This is a genomic window from Prevotella sp. AM34-19LB (genome assembly GCF_003468525.1).
Classification (GTDB): domain Bacteria; phylum Bacteroidota; class Bacteroidia; order Bacteroidales; family Bacteroidaceae; genus Prevotella.
Map to the genome: position 1 here is coordinate 18025 of NZ_QSIG01000018.1, position 18212 is coordinate 36236.

Sequence of the window (18212 nt, forward strand, 5' to 3'; positions counted from 1 at the left end):
GAACCGTTCCTTAAGCGAACAACTCCTGTAGAACAGAAAAGCTTTTCAGTTCCGGGAATCCCGGAACATGAATCCTATAATATTGCAATATCACCTCTACACAGCGGTTTCGATCCAATCGGGACATTGTGTAGAGGTGCATTGTTTCATAGCTCAGGCGAAGCAGCCCCAACATACGCAAAGAATCCTCTTTATTTAAATAATGTACGTGTGTAGGCACGAAGGATACAAAGCGGCCTTCCTCCAAATCGAAGAAATCGCCATGCACACCACTCTCAAGGTTAGGCGAAAATCCGAGAAAGAAGGTTAGCCGCACCATAAAGACTATATGGAAATTGGCATAACTACCCTGTGCCTGGTCGAGCCACGTCACACTCTCCACGATGAAGGAAAACAATGGAACATTCACCTGCTCGTTCCTGGTGGCCTGCCCCAAAAGCTCTGCCAGAAACATAGACATCGCTAACTTGTAAGGCGAAAAAGGAAGATCTCCAAAAGGCAAAGCAATGGATACATCCTTCAACCGTTGCAGATTCGCCTTCGGACGATGATCGAACTCCAGGTTGAGAATCATCAGGGGCTGAAACAGCTGACGCTTCATCTTCGCCTTAGAAGACTTAGGAATTTTGACCATAAAAGAGACTCTGCCCAACTTTTCGGTGAAGAAATCCACGATAAGTTGTGCATCCCCATACTTAATGGTTTGCAGTACGATAGCTCTAGTTTTTACTTCCATTTTGTCTATAATTATAAAAAACAGGGCAAAATTACAAAAAAACAAGCATTTAGCGAAAATTTTCACGGAAAAATTTGCAAGATTCAAATAAAAGTAGTAACTTTGCACCCGCAAATAAGCAATGGTCCCTTCGTCTATCGGTTAGGACGAGAGATTTTCATTCTCTAAAGAGCAGTTCGACTCTGCTAGGGACTACAAACATTAATAAAGAATATAAAAATAAAACATAGAGATGGCAAATCACAAATCATCAGTAAAGAGAATCCGTCAGGACAAGAAGAAGGCTTTGCATAACAAGTACTATGCAAAGACTATGCGCAATGCCGTTCGCAAGTTGCGCAATATGACTGACAAGGAGGAGGCTGCAAAGCTCTATCCTACAGTACAGAAGCTTTTGGACAAGTTGGCTAAGATCAACGTTATTCACGAGAACAAGGCTGCAAACTTGAAGTCTGGTCTTACACAGCACATCGCTAAGTTGGCCTAACTTCCAAGTTAAAGCAAAAGAGATAAATAAGGCTGCTATCCTTCATAAAGGGGTTGCAGCCTTACTCTTTTTATACCCCTTCGACCTTCAACACATCACCACCTTACTTTTTTCTCCTTTTTCGCTAATTTTCACAAAGAAAACTAGCTGTTTCTCAGCTTTTTTTTGTATCTTTGCACGGAAATAAGACAATTCTAAAAATGGCAGAAAATCAAAACACCGCAAATAATTACTCAGCGAGCAACATCCAGGTTCTTGAAGGCTTGGAAGCTGTTCGCAAACGTCCGGCAATGTACATTGGAGACATTTCCGAAAAGGGTCTTCACCACTTGGTAAACGAGACCGTTGATAACTCTATCGACGAGGCGATGGCTGGTTACTGTACCGACATCGAGGTTACCATCAATGAGGACAACTCTATCACTGTAGAAGACAATGGCCGTGGTATTCCTGTGGATATGCACGAGAAGCTTCATAAATCAGCCCTCGAAGTCGTAATGACCGTGCTCCATGCCGGTGGTAAGTTTGACAAGGGTTCCTACAAGGTATCTGGTGGTTTGCACGGTGTGGGTGTAAGTTGTGTAAACGCACTTTCTACCCATATGTTGTCACAGGTGTTCCGTGGCGGCAAAATCTACCAGCAGGAATATGAGAAGGGTAAGCCTCTCTATCCTGTCAAGGTGGTAGGCGAGACCAACAAGCGCGGTACACGCCAGCAGTTCTGGCCAGACCCAACCATCTTCACCCACACAGTCTATAAGTGGGACATCATCGCTAACCGTATGCGCGAGTTGGCATTCCTCAACGCAGGTATCAAGATTACCTTGAAAGATCTGCGCCCAGACGAGGAAGGCAAGACCAAGGAGCAGGTATTCCATGCCAAGGACGGCTTGAAGGAATTCGTCCGCTACGTGGATCGCCATCGCACTCACCTCTTCGACGACGTTATCTATCTGAAGACAGAGAAGCAGGGTATTCCTATTGAGATTGCCGTGATGTACAACACAGACTATTCAGAAAATATCCACTCATACGTCAACAACATCAACACCATCGAGGGTGGTACTCACCTGACAGGTTTCCGTATGGCGTTGACCCGTACCCTGAGGCTTATGCTGAAGCCGACCCAACCATCTCTAAGCAGATAGAGAAGGCAAAGGTAGAGATTGCACCAGAAGACTTCCGTGAGGGTCTCACAGCCGTTATCTCTATCAAGGTAGCCGAGCCTCAGTTTGAGGGACAGACCAAGACCAAGCTGGGCAACAGCGAGGTTCAGGGTGCCGTTCAGCAGGCAGTAAACGAAGCTTTGGCTGATTACCTGGAGGAGCATCCTGATGAAGCTAAGCGTATCTGCGAGAAAGTGGTATTGGCTGCAACTGCACGTATCGCTGCCCGCAAGGCACGTGAAAGCGTACAGCGCAAGAACTTCATGACAGGTGGCGGTCTGCCTGGTAAGCTTGCAGACTGTTCGATGAAGGATCCTAAGGAATGCGAGATCTTCCTTGTCGAGGGTGATTCCGCTGGTGGCTCAGCCAAGCAGGGTCGCGACCGTTTCCGTCAGGCTATCCTCCCATTACGCGGTAAGATTCTGAACGTAGAAAAGGTTCAGTGGCATAAGGTATTCGAGGCAGAGTCTGTCATGAACATCATCCAGAGTATCGGAGTTCGCTTCGGTGTAGATGGTGAAGACAGCAAGGAGGCTAACACTGACAAGCTGCGTTACGACAAGATTATCATCATGACCGATGCCGACGTCGATGGTTCCCACATCGACACATTGATTATGACATTGTTCTATCGCTTCATGCCAAAGGTTATTGAGGAAGGCCACTTGTACATCGCTACCCCGCCTCTCTACAAGTGTACTTACCGCAGCAAGGTGAGCGAATATTGCTATACAGAGCAGCAGCGCCAGGCTTTCATCGACAAGTATGGCGACGGAACCGAAGATAAGAATATCCACACCCAGCGATACAAAGGTTTGGGTGAGATGAACCCAGAGCAGCTTTGGGAAACCACTATGGACCCAGCAACACGCTTGCTCAAGCAGGTTACCATCGAGAATGCAGCTCAGGCTGACGAGATTTTCTCTATGCTGATGGGCGACGATGTGGAACCACGCCGAGAGTTCATCGAGCAGAACGCAACATACGCCAATATCGACGCATAAAGCGAGCACCATATATTGGGGGCAGACTCTGCAGGAGTCTTTCCCCTTTTTAGGTTGCCGCCTTCAAAAAGCGACACCCCAGCATCATGTTTTTTACAACTAACAAAACTAAATTTATGAAGCATCTGCTTTTTACGTTTGCGCTAGCTGCCTCAACGTTCTTGAACTGCCAGGCGGCAACAGTTAGTAAAACTCCCCTACCCAACAAGTTGTGGTACAACAAGCCTGCATACGCCTTCGAAGAGTCACTGCCACTGGGCAATGGCAAACTGGGTGCGCTGGTTTACGGCGGAGCCAACAATGATTCCATCCAGCTCAATGACATCACCCTATGGACGGGCGTTCCTGTAAACCCTGACGAAGGTGGCGAAGCCTACAAGTGGATTCCCAAAATCAGAGAAGCCCTGTTTAAGGAAGATTACAAGACTGTCGATTCCCTGCAGCACTATGTGCAAGGCCACAACTCGGAGTTCTACCAACCGCTGGGCATGATCAATATCATAGACTGCAACCTGGGAGAATTTACTGATTACTATCGTGAGTTAAGTCTCGACAAATCCCTTGCTACAGTACAATTCAAGCGCAATGGCATCCAGTACACCAAGGAGTATTTTGCTTCACATCCTGACAAGATGATCGCCATCAAGTTGAGTGCCTCTCAAAAGAGAGCCATCAACAGCGACATATCCCTGACCTCCCTCATTCCTCATCAGGTGAAAGCATCCAGAGGACAAATCACCATGACAGGTCATGTTCTGGGAGATGAAGCCAACAGTACGCATTACTGTGCGATGCTTCAGGTAAAGAACACCGACGGACAGGTATGGGCTGACGATTCAGTGCTCCATCTAAAAGATGTAAGCGAGGCTATCATCTATCTTGTCAACGAGACAAGCTACAATGGCTTCGACAAACACCCGGTGAAAGAAGGGGCTCCATATATCGAAAGAGTATCTGATGATGCCTGGCATCTTGCCAACTTCACCTATGATGAATTCAAGCAGCGTCATATCGCTGATTACAGGAAACTCTTTGACAGAGTAAGCCTGAACCTGAAAGGTGCCAAGTTTGATGCTTCCCGCCCTACCGACCAGCAGTTGTTCGCCTATAGCGACAACCACGAGAGCAACCCTTATCTGGAACAGCTCTACTTCCAATATGGCAGATACCTGCTCATCAGCAGTAGCCGCACCAAGGGAGTACCAGCCAATCTGCAGGGACTCTGGGCACCAGCCCTCCGCTCTCCATGGCGTGGCAACTATACCATCAACATCAATCTGGAAGAAAATTACTGGCCGGCAGAAGTTGCCAATCTTTCCGAGCTGGTTGCTCCTGTAGATGGATTGGTAGAAGGCTTGTCGGTAACAGGTCGCCACAATGCCCAGCACTTCTACGGCATCGATAAGGGATGGTGTGCCGGACATAATACCGATGCGTGGGCGATGAGCAACCCTGTGGGAACCGGAAACGAGAGCCCACAATGGAGCAATTGGGCAATGGGTGGAGCCTGGCTTGTAGAAACCCTCTGGGATCACTACGACTATACCCGTGATACGGAATATCTCCGCAATACAGCCTATCCTTTGATGAAGGGCGCTGCCGATTTCCTGCTGGAGTGGCTTATTCCGAATCCACACAATCCAAACGAACTGATTACAGCCCCTTGCACATCGCCAGAGGCAGACTATATCACCGATAAGGGATACCGTGGCAGCAGTTTCTATGGTGGAACCGCCGACCTTGCCATCATCCGTGAGCTCTTCAAGAACACTATCAAGGGAGCGAAAGCCCTGGATATCGACAGCGATTACCAGCAGCAGTTGCAAGCTGCTCTCAATCGCCTGCGTCCTTACCACATTGGAAAGCGAGGCAACCTGATGGAGTGGTATCACGATTGGGATGACCAGGATTGGCATCACCGCCATCAGTCTCACCTGCTCGGTCTCTATCCTTTCCACCAGATTTCGGTAGCAAAGACACCCGAGCTTGCAGCAGCCGCAACCAAGACTTTGGAAATCAAGGGCGACAATTCTACTGGTTGGAGCACAGGCTGGAGAATCAACCTTTGGGCTCGTCTGCATCGTGCCGACAAGGCTTACCAAATATACCGCAAATTGCTCACCTACGTAAGCCCTGAAGTTTACAAGGACAGCAAGCATCACAGTGGCGGTACCTATCCCAACCTCTTCGACGCCCATCCACCATTTCAGATAGACGGCAACTTCGGAGGAACTGCAGGTGTTTGCGAGATGCTGATGCAATGCGATGGTGAAACGATGAATTTGCTCCCTGCTCTTCCACAGGAATGGCAGGCAGGAGAGATAAGAGGTCTAAAGGCCCGTGGTAACTATGGCGTATCACTCGCATGGAACAAAGGCAAATTGACTCAGGCAACCATCACCAGCAAGAACGAGGGTAATCTGACCATTCTCTACAATGGCAAACAGAAAGTTCTCACCTTCAAGTCTGGAGAAACAAAGACCATCAGATAAAAGATCCATATCGATCTTATCTATATCTATAGAGTAAAAGACTATAGTTATCTATTAGAGTAAAAGACAAAACATTAAAGAAAAGGACAAAAGTAATCCAATGAGATACATAACAACTCTCATCATTTCTATACTTTGGGTACTGAGCTCCCATGCACAGGAGTTCGGTACCCACTGGATATCCTATCCCCTGCCCAACGATTCTTCTGAGGTATGGTTCCGCCAAAGTTATATCATGGACGAGCGCCCCACCCAGGCCTTTATGAATATAGCAAGCACTGGCAACTACAAACTCTATATCAATGAGAGAAACGTAACGGGAAGCCTGAAATTCGATGGTATCAAGGACAGCATTCTTCTGAACCGAACCATCGACGTAACCCGCTTCCTCAAAAATGGCGAAAATGTGATTGCAGTATGGTACGCCCCACAAGGCAAGCCTAGCTACGGCAAGCAACTCTCGCTGGAATTCTACGGATGGCAGCGGGACAGCATTCCTTTCTATCAGAAAGCAGACGGTAAATGGCTCTGTCGACAACTCAAGGAATGCAGCAATGGAGAAGGCGAACGCTTCCATGCCCACACCAATACGCAGGCTTGGAAATCTGAGGAATATCACCCTTACGGATGGATTCACCCTACCGGTTGCGTCATCACAGACGAATATAGACAGGATTCTGCCTATGTTATGAATTATAAAGCCTTCGGCGACAAGAAGGTTATCAAGGACGAGAACAAGCTCTACAAGATATTGAAACCAGCCTGTACATACAGAGACTCCACCGGTTACAACATCGACTTTGGCAGACCTTTCTATGGCACCATCCGCCTTACGCTGCGAGGAGCCGGCAAAGGAACCAGATTAAAGATCAATGATTTCCTGTACATCTGCAACGGAGAACTGGATGAGCAGGCATTCTGCCGATTTAAATTCAGCAAGCAAAAGATATACACTCTTACCTGGAAAGGAAGATTCAAGGAAAGTGATATCGTGGATATTGAAGGATTAGAGATTTCGGAATAAGCTACCAAGCTTTTCGAAATCTCTTTTTTTTATTAATCTTCCAAGTCGCAAGTAACTGCTCTGCCACTTCGCAAAGCTCATCATACCATCCTTACCGAACTTCTCAATCAGCGGACCTTCCAGGAACTTATAAACCGGAAGATTCAACTCTTCACCCTTCTTGATGGCATCCTTGCAGATGCGCCATTTGTTATAGTTGATGCCATACACTTCGTTACCGAAATCCTTGGCACGGATCGGATACAAGGCACAGGAGATAGGCTTCTTGAACTTCGACTTGCCTTCGCGATAAGCACGCTCCAAGGCACAAAGACAGCAATTCGGAATGGTATGTCCATCGCCCAAGTCTTTCAAGTCCTGATAGCAGGTAAACACACAATCCTTACCATTCACGATACTCGTTACCAAATCGCCTTCGATATCCGTATAAGCCACGCCCTGCTTGTCGATGATAGCCTGAGCAGAAGCCGAGAGATCATCCCAAACCACATCGAGCGCATCCTCTATCGCCATGATTTCATCCAGGGTAACAGGAGCACCCGCATCGCCTTCGATGCAGCATTCACCCTTGCAGGCATCAAGGTCGCAACAGAATTTTTCGGTGATGATATCAGGTGAAACCAATACGTTGCCCACCTGCAGAATACGCAGTTCGTCTTTCTTCATAATGTTTTTGAGATGAATAAATTTCTTTGAGTGTATAATAAAAATAATGATAGCTACCCATGAGTGGATAGCTATATATTAATAGGTGTACCTACCATTGGATAGGCGAAATACCATTCTGCTGCAGATACGCATTGCAGCGGGAGAAATGATGATTGCCAAACCATCCGCCACGGTTGGCAGATAATGGCGAAGGATGCACACTTTCCAATATCAGGTGCTTGCTCGTGTCGATGAGTTTCGCCTTGCTTCGGGCATAACCGCCCCAGAGGATAAACACCAGATGTTCCTTATCCTGCTGAGCGCCTGGATAGCTGCATCAGTGAATTGCTCCCAGCCTTTGCGCTGATGGCTCGCTGCCTGATGGGCACGAACAGTAAGCGTGGCATTGAGAAGCAGTACTCCCTGTTTAGCCCAGCGGGTTAAATCGCCCGTGGCTGGCATCGGAGTGCCGAGATCCATCTGGATTTCCTTGAAAATGTTGATGAGTGATGGGGGGAAAGCAATACCAGTAGGCACAGAGAAACTCAATCCCATCGCCTGACCAGGCTCATGATAGGGATCCTGTCCGATAATCACTACCTTTACATCATCAAAAGGACAGAGATTGAAGGCATTGAAAATCAAACGGCCCGGAGGATAACAAGGCGTACGCAGGTATTCCTCTTTTACGAAGTTTGTGAGGTCAACAAAATACTGCTTGTTGAACTCATCACCTATATGCTGTCTCCAACTTTCTTCTATCTTTACGTCCATAATATTTTAAGTTAAAGAAGTCAAGGCTCCAAAAAGCCTTGACTTCCGAAATTATTATTAGTCAATAATCAAGTTCTCACCTGTCATATCAGCTGGCTGCTCCAAGCCCATGATGTGGAGGATAGAAGGAGCAACATCTGCCAAACGGCCATCCTTCACGGTAGCTGAGTTGTTGTCAGTTACATAGATGAATGGAACTGGGTTCAAAGAGTGAGCGGTGTTTGGTGTACCGTCCTCGTTGATAGCGTGGTCTGCATTACCGTGGTCAGCGATGATGATAGCCTCATAATCGTTAGCCTTGGCAGCCTCGATAACGTCCTTTACGCAGTTGTCAACAGCGTGAACAGCCTTAGCGATAGCGTTGTAGATACCAGTGTGACCTACCATATCACCATTAGCGAAGTTAACTACGATGAAGTCGTACTCCTGAGTGTTGATAGCACCAACCAACTTATCCTTTACCTCGTAAGCGCTCATCTCTGGCTTCAGGTCGTATGTAGCTACCTTTGGAGAAGGAACCAGGATACGGTCCTCGCCCTCGTATGGAGTCTCACGACCACCATTGAAGAAGAATGTTACGTGAGCATACTTCTCTGTCTCTGCAGTGTGGAGCTGCTTCTTGCCCTGTGCGCTCAAGTACTCGCCGAGAGTGTTCATTACGTTCTCCTTAGGGAAGAGGATGTGAACGCCCTGGAAGCTTGCATCGTATGGAGTCATGCAGTAGTACTGCAAGTCCTTGATGGTGTGCATGCCTTCCTCTGGCATATCCTGCTGAGTCAATACCTGTGTCAACTCCTTGGCACGGTCGTTACGGTAGTTGATGAAGATAACAACATCACCCTCCTGGATAGTACCGTCAACCTTAGAGTTATTGATTGGCTTGATGAACTCGTCAGTTACGTCCTCATCATAGCTCTCCTGCATTGCCTTCACCATATCGTCAGCCTGCTTACCCTTACCCTCAACGAGCAAGTCGTATGCTTCCTTTACACGGTTCCAGCGCTTGTCACGGTCCATAGCATAGAAACGACCTACGATGCTTGCGATGTGTGCACCGTTCTTGTCGCAGCAAGCCTGAACCTCCTCAATGAAGCCCTTACCGCTCTTAGGGTCTGTATCACGGCCATCCATGAAGCAGTGAACGTATGTCTCCTTCAAACCATATTCCTTACCGATCTCAATCAACTTGAAGAGGTGATCCAAAGAAGAGTGAACACCACCGGTAGAAGTCAAGCCCATCAAATGGAGTTTCTTACCAGTCTTCTGAGCATAGCTGTAAGCGTTGATGATTTCCTGATTCTTCAAGATATCACCGCTCTCGCAAGCCTTGTTAATCTTAACGAGGTCCTGATATACCACACGACCAGCACCGATGTTGAGGTGACCTACCTCAGAGTTACCCATCTGACCGTTAGGAAGACCTACGTCCTCGCCACAAGTCTGGAGAGTAGAATGTGCTGAAACTGCTGTCAAATAATCGAGATAAGGAGTTGGAGTTTTGAAGATAACATCACCCTTATCATGCTTACCGATTCCCCATCCGTCGAGAATCATTAAAAGAGCTTTTTTTGCCATAATTACATAAAATAATTTAAATTCGAATTTCTGCCTGCAAAGTTACAACAAAATAGGTGAAGGACAAAATAAATTAAGATAAAAAAACTCCCTTCTTTCAACAAAAAAAATATATGGAGACAAGGTTATAAGGGATTTTGACTTTTTAGTTCATTTTTATTTGGAACATAACATTATTTTTTGTATCTTTGCAACTGATAATATCTTATTATTATCCCAACGATTATGCAAGAAACGAATAATATATTAGCAATATTAGATAACTACCTCCACGACAATCCTGATGAGATTGCAAAGGAGATGGCAAAAGACTTCAGAAAACGAAGAATAGAGAAGAATCTGACACGTGAGCAAGTGGCAGACAAGTCTGGCGTTGCCGTCAGCAACATCACCAGATTCGAACAAAAGGGCCTCATCTCCCTCAAAAATCTGATAGGTATCGCCATAGCTTTGGAATACACCTCAGAAATCAAGAACGTCTTCTCGCAACCCAAGTACTCCACCATGGAGGAGTTGCAACAGATAAAAAGAAACGCTAACAAGAAAAAGGCTTACAGACAATGAAACATATAGAATCTTTAGCCGTGAAATATCACCAGGAGAAAGTCGGCACACTGTCATTGAGTGCCGATGGAAAGGTATGCACATTCGAATATGACAATCAGTGGTTGGCATCTGGCTTTAGTATATCTCCGCTGGAATTGCCACTGAAGCCTGGTCTTTTCATTGCCAAAGCCACCCCTTTCAACGGGAACTTTGGCATCTTCGAAGACAGTCTACCCGATGGATATGGTAGATACCTATTGCATAAAGCCTTGCTAAAAGAGGGTATCAACGACTTTGAGCTATCTGCTCTCGACCGACTGAGCATCGTGGGCAATGGAGGTATGGGCGCATTGACCTACGAACCTATAACTTCTATCCAGACTGGACACGAGATTGATGACTTTGACCTTTTACAAGCCAAAGCCTTGGAAGTATTGAAGGAGCAACAGGATAATGACGCAGGATTATTATTATATAATAGTGGTAATAGTGGCGGTTGTCGCCCAAAAGCCATTTTCACAAATGAGGATGGTCATTGGTTGGTCAAGTTTCGCCATACCTATGACCCACAAGATATGGGAAAGCAAGAGTATCATTATAATGAGATAGCCAAGCAATGTGGTATCCAAGTACCCGACTTCAAACTGGTAAACGACAAGTATTTTGCCTGCCGTCGCTTCGACATTTCTCCAACAGGCGAACGCATTCACGTAGCCACAGCTGGAGCCTTGCTCAACGTTTCCCTTTCCAACCCCATTCTCGATTATCTCAACCTTTTGGCGCTTACAGGTTATCTTACTCAGAGCCAAGAGGATGTGGAAGAGATGTTCCGCCGCATGGTTTTTAATTATATAATGGACAACAAGGACGACCACTGCAAGAACTTCTCTTTTTTGGTTCAGAAAGAGAGCGATGGCAAATGGCACTGGCATTTAGCTCCTGCCTACGACCTCACCCATTGCACCGAGGGATATAATGGTGAACACGCAACATCTGTAAATGGAACTGGGCATCCGACCGTAGAGGATATGATAGCCGTTGGCGTAAAGAATAAAATGAAGGAAAAGAGATGCCGCGAAATCTACGAAGAGATATCATTACAGGTTAAGTCTGGTGAGAATATATTGGACTTTTGCAAAAGATTTCTGAAACAACAAATGTAAATGACGATAACAATATGATTTATACAAGCAAGAAAATCATCATATTTCTGTTCACTATCATGCAGCTAACCATTCTCGCCAGTTGCATGGACTCAGGATATCGCCTATCCTTCCCTGAGATAGACGATCTTGCCGACGAATACCCAGCACAAGCCAAGGTATTCCTCTCTCGTGCTGACAGCAACGACAACAAAGGCTACTATAAGCTCTTAACAGCCAAGATAGAGTATCAACTCAATGGTTACATCTATAAAGAAAACGACATAGACGATGCCATCAACATCTTCGTGAACGAAAAGGATGAGCCCCTTCTTGCACGTTCCTTATATTATAAGGGAGCCTCGATACTCAACAACTATCGAGATACCGCAAAAGCCATCAAATGGTTCTCACAGGCCATCGCCTACGATTGCAACATGAGAGAAAAGGAGAAGCTGGATATGTACGACATATTGTGTCGCATTACCCACCAAAACATTTACACCGTAGAGTTAGAAGACGAGGCTCGCCAAACCTACAATATCCGCTACCGTGCCTGGGCACTACTCTATCGTAGCATCAACAACCAAGATCAGGAACTTGCCGACCAAGCTTTCGAAGTTGCCAATCAAATCAAAGAGAACAAGGACAGCACCTTGGGACCCATGTACTATCATTACTTCCAAGCCTTGATGGACAGGGGCAATGTGCCTGATTCCATCTTGATAAGCTATGCAAAGAAAGCGCAAGACAATTTCGGGGTAAAATACGACAACAACATTGATTTCTATCGCTTGCTCACAAGAAACAGCAAGGAAACCCATGCCTTCGCCATGCAGCATATCAAAGAAGAATATAACATAAATCAAGAATACATGCAGCCATGGGGATCCTATTCCTTTGCTTTAGGATACAAGTATTATCTCCCCTTATATTTTCTCTCCCTACAAAAAGGAGATACACTCATGGCAAACCGTATTGCCCACGAATTACGACAAGAAGCGCCTTTGCTTGCCAAAGACCAAAACTCAGAAAAGGAAAATCAAGTAAAACTGATGTACGAGGGTGGTAACACCCGTTATCGCTATGAAAAGGTTAAGACCTATATATTTGTAGGAATCATCATCGTGCTCATCATTCTCCTGACGATGACTTACCTCTCCATTTCCAGAATCCGAAAGGCTCACCAAACTATTAAAAACTTGCATGAGTCACTGCACCAGTTAAAAGATGTGGAGAACTCTTCGTTATCGGAGCAATGCGAACGATTAAACCACGAAATAACCACCCAGCTTCGCAAACTGAAACGCCGTGACAAGGACATCGAAGAATACAAGACTCAAATTACCGAGCTCACAGACATCAGCCAAGGCTTGGTGTATTATTCGATGACGATACAAAATCAAAACATCAGCCAGATAGGTAAACAAGGCATCCGACAACTTCTCGCCAGCTTCAAGGTGATAGACGAGAAGTATAGCGAACGATTGGAAAACTACGACTTGAATCCATCGCAAAGCCTCTTCTGCATCCTCTACCATATCGGTAAGAGCGATGAGGAAGTAATGCAAATATTGCAATACTCTCTCTCGAATATCAGGGTAAGAAAGTCGAGAATCAAGAGTGACACTGGAGCAGAGTCGTTCGACGACATCATCAGATAAGCTCTCCCATAATTTTTTCGCTATGCTCCATTAAGTTTTCGAAGCATTACAAAAAGCTTATATTTTAAGTTTTTTCTTATCGTAACTCACTCGTTATCAACACATCTATACTAACTGATATGTAATTCCGATTTGGCTATCTCTATCATTTGTTGTACCTTTGCATCCGAAATTCTAAACATCAAACGACTATGAGAAGAATAATATTATTATTAGCAGCCATACTCACAGTATGCAGCTTGAATGCTCAGAAAGGCAACAAAAATGAGAAAGTGGTCAATATTGACAAGGTAAACTATCGCATCACCTACAATGGGAAGATGGTACCAGATACCACAACAGTTCCCTACAACTATTGGGAGAGCGAAATGCGACTTGACATCGGTAGCAAGACTACTCATTTCTATGATAGAACCAAGCAAATATCCGATTCTATCATGGATGAACAAGCTAAGACGGGGCAATATGACATGAGTAAAATTCCTAGAGGTGGCAGAATCCATTGGGAATTCTACAAGAACTATCCATCAAAGGGGCAAACCACTTTACTGGATAAAGTCCTTGGTAACTATTACCAATGTACAGAACAATTAGAGGTGCCAAACTGGCAGCTTATCCCAGATAGCACAACTACCATCATTGGCTATAAATGCCTGTTGGCAAAAGCACTCTTCAAAGGCAGAACCTGGTATGCCTGGTACTCAGAAGACATACCTATAAGCGAGGACCTTGGAAAATTTCCGGACTGCCTGGTCTTGTTCTACTTGCTTACGACCAGAACAAACAATACATATTCAATGCTATCGGTATGAGCACAATGAATGGGACCGAAAGCATAACTTTCACGGAAAAGGCAAGAGAGAAAGTAACACAGAAAGAGTTAAGAGAGGCTAAGCATAAATTTGATGGCGCAGAAGCTCTCAAAGCAACAGCGAGAAAAACTGGATTTACGTTTAAGAAATTACCCGAAGGTGCCATCAAGGCTCTAAACCGAAGCAACAAGGGCAACCCTATCGAACTGGAGTAACTCCAGCTCGATTAACTGATCGTATTCTACATCATAACAACAAACGAACAATATAAGCATGAAAAGATATTTATTCATCATCTGTTTGGTATTCCTTGGAATCATCGGAATATCAGCCCAAAAAGAGCAGACTCCCATCCAACACTTGATACTGCAGGGCGACAGTTGCATGAACGAGCATGACTCGTACCATGCCATCACCTATTACCAGCAATATATCAATGAGCATCCACACGATTTGAATGTTCTCAGAAAGCTCGCTTCTTGCTATCGTCTTCGTGGCGACAACAAGAAGTGCATCTCTTGCATGGATAGCATTCCTAACGACAGTCTCAACCATGAAGACTTGCGCATGATGTTCTATTCCTATCTTAATCTTGGTGATAAAAAAAAGGTAGAATTATATGGCATGACTATCTATCGCAAATACCCATACGACGGGGAGGTATTTGCCACCCTACTTCAGCAATGGAACAACCATGGGAAGCCAGAAATGGTTTCAGCTTTCGCCTTGTCGTATGTAGAAAAACGTGACTCCACGAATATACTCATCAACAAGGAGCTTGCCTATTCACTCTATTTACAGCTTAGATACGAGCAAGCCATCCCTAGATACAAGAAGCTTATAGCCGATGGATTCGACAATTTTGAGTCTAACCTCGTCATAGGATTGTGCTATTATAACTTGGAAAAGTACCGAGAAGCCTATACCTATCTGAACAAGGCGGCAGAGATAAAGAAAGACAACCCAAATATGAACTGTCTCTTCTACTTGGGCATAACTTGCAAAAAGATTTCCGAACAAACTAAGAATATCGTGGAAAAGGAAACCCTGGCAAGACACGCCATCATCAACCTAGAACGGTCTATAACCGTGGCTTACCCTCGCAGTCGTGGACTATATGTAAACCAGCAACTTGCTGAGCTTTATTACAATAAATCGGAATACGAGAATGCAGGTCATGCCTTCGCCCAGTGCATCGAATATGATGACGAGGACGATCCTCACAACTATTATAATGCTGCGCAAATGTATATCGGAGCCAAGATGAAGCCACAGGCAAAACTCTATCTCCAGATGTTCTTGGCAAAAGCTGATAAGTTGAAGGATGAAAAGGAAAAAGCTAAACTTACAGCGAAAGTAAAGGAGCAACTAAAAGGTTTGCAAACAGATAAATAGAAAAAGGCAGAATTATGAAGAAAATAATTATCAGTTTTATCGCTTTCTTTCTCTTGTTCTGCATCCCAATGGCGATGCAGAGCAAGAGAAATACTCCTATCTTACTCGAAGACGACAACACTGCTACCGGGATTCATGGTTATGTAGAAGATTCATTGACCCATAACCGTCTAGCCAACGTCTCCATCACGCTGCTCCGCAATGGAAAGCCCTTGAAGTTTACAAGAACAAAGGAGGACGGAACCTTCGTGCTCCCCATCACCGAAAAGCAAGCCAACGATAAACTGCAGGCCACGTTTATGGGGTATAAAAAGACAAAAACATCGATTTCATCGGGAAAAGAAACCATCATCAGTATGGCTTCAACAGCTTTTGTCTTGAAGGAAGTACAAGTAAAAGGCTCTCGCATCACGGGTCGAGACACCATATCTTTCGATCTCACCCGCTTTGCCAACGAACGAGATAACTCCCTGAAAGATGTACTGAAAAAGCTGCCAGGCGTGGATATAGAGAAGAATGGTCGTATCAACTACAATGGTAAGCCCATCAATCGATTCACTGTGGAAGGTCTCGACCTGACCGGTGGCAAATATAACCAGCTGGAAGAAAACATCAAGGCGAAAGACGTGAAAAAAGCCGAAGTCATCGAGCATGACCAACCTATCAAGGCGCTCCAGAACAAGACCTTTACAGATAATGTAGCGATGAACATCGCCCTGAAAGATAGTGCCCGCGACAAACTGATGCCCACCCTCAAGCCTTACATGCTCGTAGGGCATCCGTCCCACGTAGGCGGAAGCATCAATATCATGCAAATTGGCAAGAAGAAACAGATGATGTATGATGCAGAATACGACAGAACAGGCAAAAATCTCGGCTATGCACTTAACCAACTTGCATCTTACAGCAATCGTCTGGCTCCTGCCTCCCTTCCATCATGGATATCAGTACCATCGCTTGACGCTCCTATCGACGAAGAACGCCTGCGCTTCAACACCTCACAAAAATACTCCATCAACCATATCAAGAAGAATAAGGACGATGCAGAGACTCGCATAGAAGCCAACTATCTTCGTACGGTAACCCGACAAGAGCGAGAGAACATGAGTATCTACGACCTCGGCGGCGAAGCTCCCACAGTTACCACTGAGCACAACCACAAGACGATGATCAGCGATGCCTTCAATCTGCAATGGGAGAACAAGGTAAACAAGGCTGAGCATTATGGCAACGAGAGCATCAGCCTCAGCGCTGCACAAAGCGACGGTTTGTCAAACATCAACGACACGCTTACCCAACGTGTCCGCATCCCAAAGCTCGACCTCTCGGCAAGTATCTACCGCCTTCTCGTCTTCAAGAAAAGTCAACTCTCTTGGCGTAGCACTGCGACTATCACCATGGTGTGGCGGACCTCTACTTAAACGACGAGCGCAATCGCATCCGCACCAACCTTTGGCATACAGCCCACGCCTTACAGTGGATGAAGAATCGCTTCCACTGGACACAGGAATATAGAATGAGTATCGACCTCAATAACATCTATGCGAAATATCAGAAAAGAAGCGATGAAATCGGCAAAAACAACGGATTCACCGAAAACAGTCACGATGAAATCGGCAAAAACAGTCTTAACATCACAGGGAAGTTCACCCCTTACTGGCAATACAAGACCGAGACGTTCCGTATGTCGTTCTCTCCCGATTTCATCTGGGAACGCTTCACCTATCCACAGAAAACTCTACTTACCATATCACCCTACCTTTACTTATATAAGAAATTGGATTTCCGTAGAGAGTTGACTATCTACACAGGATACAGTACAGGAACAGGCAATGCCACCAACTACGCCATAAAGCAATATCGCAAAAGTTATCGCTCTTGGTACACTTCGAGCGACATCATTCCGATAACTCGCTCTCTTTATGGCAAGTTGAGTTACGACTACAAGCGCCCTATCAAGGAAATCTTCTTCAGCGCATCGGTCAATGCCAGCAAAAACTGGATGAACACGGCATCCGACCTACGCATCGTGGATGGCAAATACTATACCTCATTATATAAGCAGGACAGCAAGAACAACAACATCGGAGGTTCGCTCTATATCTCCAAGGGTTTCTACGACCTTCATCTGAAGACCCGCCTGGAGGGCAGTTACAACTACAGCAAGGGTGAGCAATACAGCAGCGGCAAAGCCATCAGCTACACCGCCGACAACTATACTATGAAGCCTAGCATCGACTTCTCGCCGTCCTGGTGTGCCTTTAGCTATGAAGGAGAATTCTCTTTTTACAACTCGAAACGTCAAAAAATGGCGAAGTCATCGTTATTTAATTGGCGCCAAAGCGTATCTGCCACCGCTACCATCAGCCATGTGGACCTCTCCTTCTCGCTCGTACATTATCACAATGAGCTGCAAGAGGGCAACCACCTAAACACCCTTCTTGGCGATGCTCGGCAGTATGGAGAATGAAAAAGCTCCGCCTTTCTGGAGAGCTTCGAAACCTTTTCAACAAGAAGAACTATATGGAAACCATCTATAGCGGCATCAGTACATTGACCGACAGCTATCATCTTCGCCCTCGCGACTGATGATTTCCGCCCAGTATTCCTTTTAAACAAGAACTCCCATCTCAGAAAAGAGACGGGAGTTCTTTGCTTTTGAGGATAGGAAAATAGGTGCCGCGAAATTTATAAAGAAATAACTTTACAGACCAAATGAGGTGAAAAATATCTCTTAAGGAAAGATT

12 protein-coding genes and 4 pseudogenes are annotated in these 18212 nt (G+C 45.4%); 12 read left to right on the top strand and 4 right to left on the bottom strand.

The window, feature by feature from the left end; all coding sequences use genetic code 11:
* Window positions 1-10: 10 nt before the first annotated feature.
* Window positions 11-736 carry a DNA repair protein RecO gene (gene recO / locus DW830_RS07265; protein ID WP_119249442.1) on the bottom strand — a complete coding sequence of 242 codons (726 nt, stop codon included), beginning with the start codon at window positions 734-736 and terminating at the stop codon, window positions 11-13.
* A 232-nt stretch (window positions 737-968) separates the two neighbouring features.
* Here recO and rpsT point away from each other — a divergent pair, with 232 nt between their 5' ends.
* The 4 genes and pseudogenes from rpsT to DW830_RS07285 all read left to right on the top strand — a co-directional run bounded on the left by rpsT (window position 969) and on the right by DW830_RS07285 (window position 6909).
* Window positions 969-1223, top strand: coding sequence for a 30S ribosomal protein S20 (rpsT, locus tag DW830_RS07270; RefSeq protein WP_089544091.1), 255 nt, complete (start codon window positions 969-971; stop codon window positions 1221-1223).
* A 200-nt stretch (window positions 1224-1423) separates the two neighbouring features.
* Window positions 1424-3393: pseudogene (gene gyrB / locus DW830_RS07275) on the top strand (DNA topoisomerase (ATP-hydrolyzing) subunit B).
* Between the two features lie 116 nt (window positions 3394-3509).
* Entirely contained in the window at window positions 3510-5885 is a 2376-nt protein-coding gene (locus DW830_RS07280) for a glycosyl hydrolase family 95 catalytic domain-containing protein (RefSeq protein WP_119249415.1), read from the top strand.
* 100 nt (window positions 5886-5985) lie between these two features.
* On the top strand, window positions 5986-6909 hold the full coding sequence (locus DW830_RS07285; protein WP_119249416.1) for a hypothetical protein: 924 nt from the start codon (window positions 5986-5988) through the stop codon (window positions 6907-6909).
* Between the two features lies 1 nt (window position 6910).
* Here DW830_RS07285 and DW830_RS07290 read toward each other — a convergent pair.
* The 3 genes and pseudogenes from DW830_RS07290 to gpmI form a co-directional block, all read right to left on the bottom strand.
* Window positions 6911-7575 (bottom strand): annotated as a pseudogene (locus tag DW830_RS07290) (DUF3109 family protein).
* Between the two features lie 91 nt (window positions 7576-7666).
* Window positions 7667-8331 (bottom strand): annotated as a pseudogene (locus DW830_RS07295) (uracil-DNA glycosylase).
* A gap of 57 nt (window positions 8332-8388) precedes the next feature.
* Entirely contained in the window at window positions 8389-9906 is a 1518-nt protein-coding gene (gene gpmI / locus DW830_RS07300) for a 2,3-bisphosphoglycerate-independent phosphoglycerate mutase (RefSeq protein ID WP_118079656.1), read from the bottom strand.
* A 225-nt stretch (window positions 9907-10131) separates the two neighbouring features.
* On the opposite strand from gpmI, the gene DW830_RS07305 reads away from it, so the two are divergent.
* The 8 genes and pseudogenes from DW830_RS07305 (at window position 10132) to DW830_RS16900 (ending at window position 18054) form a co-directional block, all read left to right on the top strand.
* On the top strand, window positions 10132-10470 hold the full coding sequence (locus DW830_RS07305) for a helix-turn-helix domain-containing protein (protein WP_119249417.1): 339 nt from the start codon (window positions 10132-10134) through the stop codon (window positions 10468-10470).
* On the top strand, window positions 10467-11615 hold the full coding sequence (locus DW830_RS07310) for a type II toxin-antitoxin system HipA family toxin (RefSeq protein ID WP_119249418.1): 1149 nt from the start codon (window positions 10467-10469) through the stop codon (window positions 11613-11615). The genes DW830_RS07305 and DW830_RS07310 overlap by 4 nt, the downstream gene beginning before the upstream one ends.
* 14 nt (window positions 11616-11629) lie before the next feature.
* The gene (locus DW830_RS07315; RefSeq protein ID WP_119249419.1) at window positions 11630-13258 is read left to right on the top strand and encodes a hypothetical protein; all 1629 of its coding nucleotides are present in this window, start codon (window positions 11630-11632) and stop codon (window positions 13256-13258) included.
* Between the two features lie 191 nt (window positions 13259-13449).
* Window positions 13450-14285: pseudogene (locus DW830_RS07320) on the top strand (GLPGLI family protein).
* A gap of 58 nt (window positions 14286-14343) precedes the next feature.
* Window positions 14344-15465, top strand: coding sequence for a tetratricopeptide repeat protein (locus DW830_RS07330; protein ID WP_119249422.1), 1122 nt, complete (start codon window positions 14344-14346; stop codon window positions 15463-15465).
* 14 nt (window positions 15466-15479) lie between these two features.
* Window positions 15480-16886 carry a hypothetical protein gene (locus tag DW830_RS07335; RefSeq protein WP_119249423.1) on the top strand — a complete coding sequence of 469 codons (1407 nt, stop codon included), beginning with the start codon at window positions 15480-15482 and terminating at the stop codon, window positions 16884-16886.
* A complete protein-coding gene (locus tag DW830_RS07340; RefSeq protein ID WP_119249424.1) occupies window positions 16868-17935 on the top strand; it encodes a hypothetical protein in 1068 nt (355 codons plus the stop codon). Before DW830_RS07335 ends, DW830_RS07340 begins: the two co-directional genes overlap by 19 nt.
* Window positions 17932-18054, top strand: coding sequence for a hypothetical protein (locus DW830_RS16900; protein WP_255415617.1), 123 nt, complete (start codon window positions 17932-17934; stop codon window positions 18052-18054). The genes DW830_RS07340 and DW830_RS16900 overlap by 4 nt, the downstream gene beginning before the upstream one ends.
* The last annotated feature ends 158 nt before the right edge of the window (window positions 18055-18212 follow it).

Coding starts and splice junctions, on each gene's coding strand:
- DW830_RS07305 (WP_119249417.1), top strand. CDS start 10,132: ATGCAAGAAACGAATAATATATTAGCAATATTAGATAACTACCTCCAC.
- DW830_RS07330 (WP_119249422.1), top strand. CDS start 14,344: ATGAAAAGATATTTATTCATCATCTGTTTGGTATTCCTTGGAATCATC.
- DW830_RS07285 (WP_119249416.1), top strand. CDS start 5,986: ATGAGATACATAACAACTCTCATCATTTCTATACTTTGGGTACTGAGC.
- rpsT (WP_089544091.1), top strand. CDS start 969: ATGGCAAATCACAAATCATCAGTAAAGAGAATCCGTCAGGACAAGAAG.
- DW830_RS07335 (WP_119249423.1), top strand. CDS start 15,480: ATGAAGAAAATAATTATCAGTTTTATCGCTTTCTTTCTCTTGTTCTGC.
- gpmI (WP_118079656.1), bottom strand. CDS start 9,906: ATGGCAAAAAAAGCTCTTTTAATGATTCTCGACGGATGGGGAATCGGT.
- recO (WP_119249442.1), bottom strand. CDS start 736: ATGGAAGTAAAAACTAGAGCTATCGTACTGCAAACCATTAAGTATGGG.
- DW830_RS07310 (WP_119249418.1), top strand. CDS start 10,467: ATGAAACATATAGAATCTTTAGCCGTGAAATATCACCAGGAGAAAGTC.
- DW830_RS16900 (WP_255415617.1), top strand. CDS start 17,932: ATGAAAAAGCTCCGCCTTTCTGGAGAGCTTCGAAACCTTTTCAACAAG.
- DW830_RS07280 (WP_119249415.1), top strand. CDS start 3,510: ATGAAGCATCTGCTTTTTACGTTTGCGCTAGCTGCCTCAACGTTCTTG.
- DW830_RS07315 (WP_119249419.1), top strand. CDS start 11,630: ATGATTTATACAAGCAAGAAAATCATCATATTTCTGTTCACTATCATG.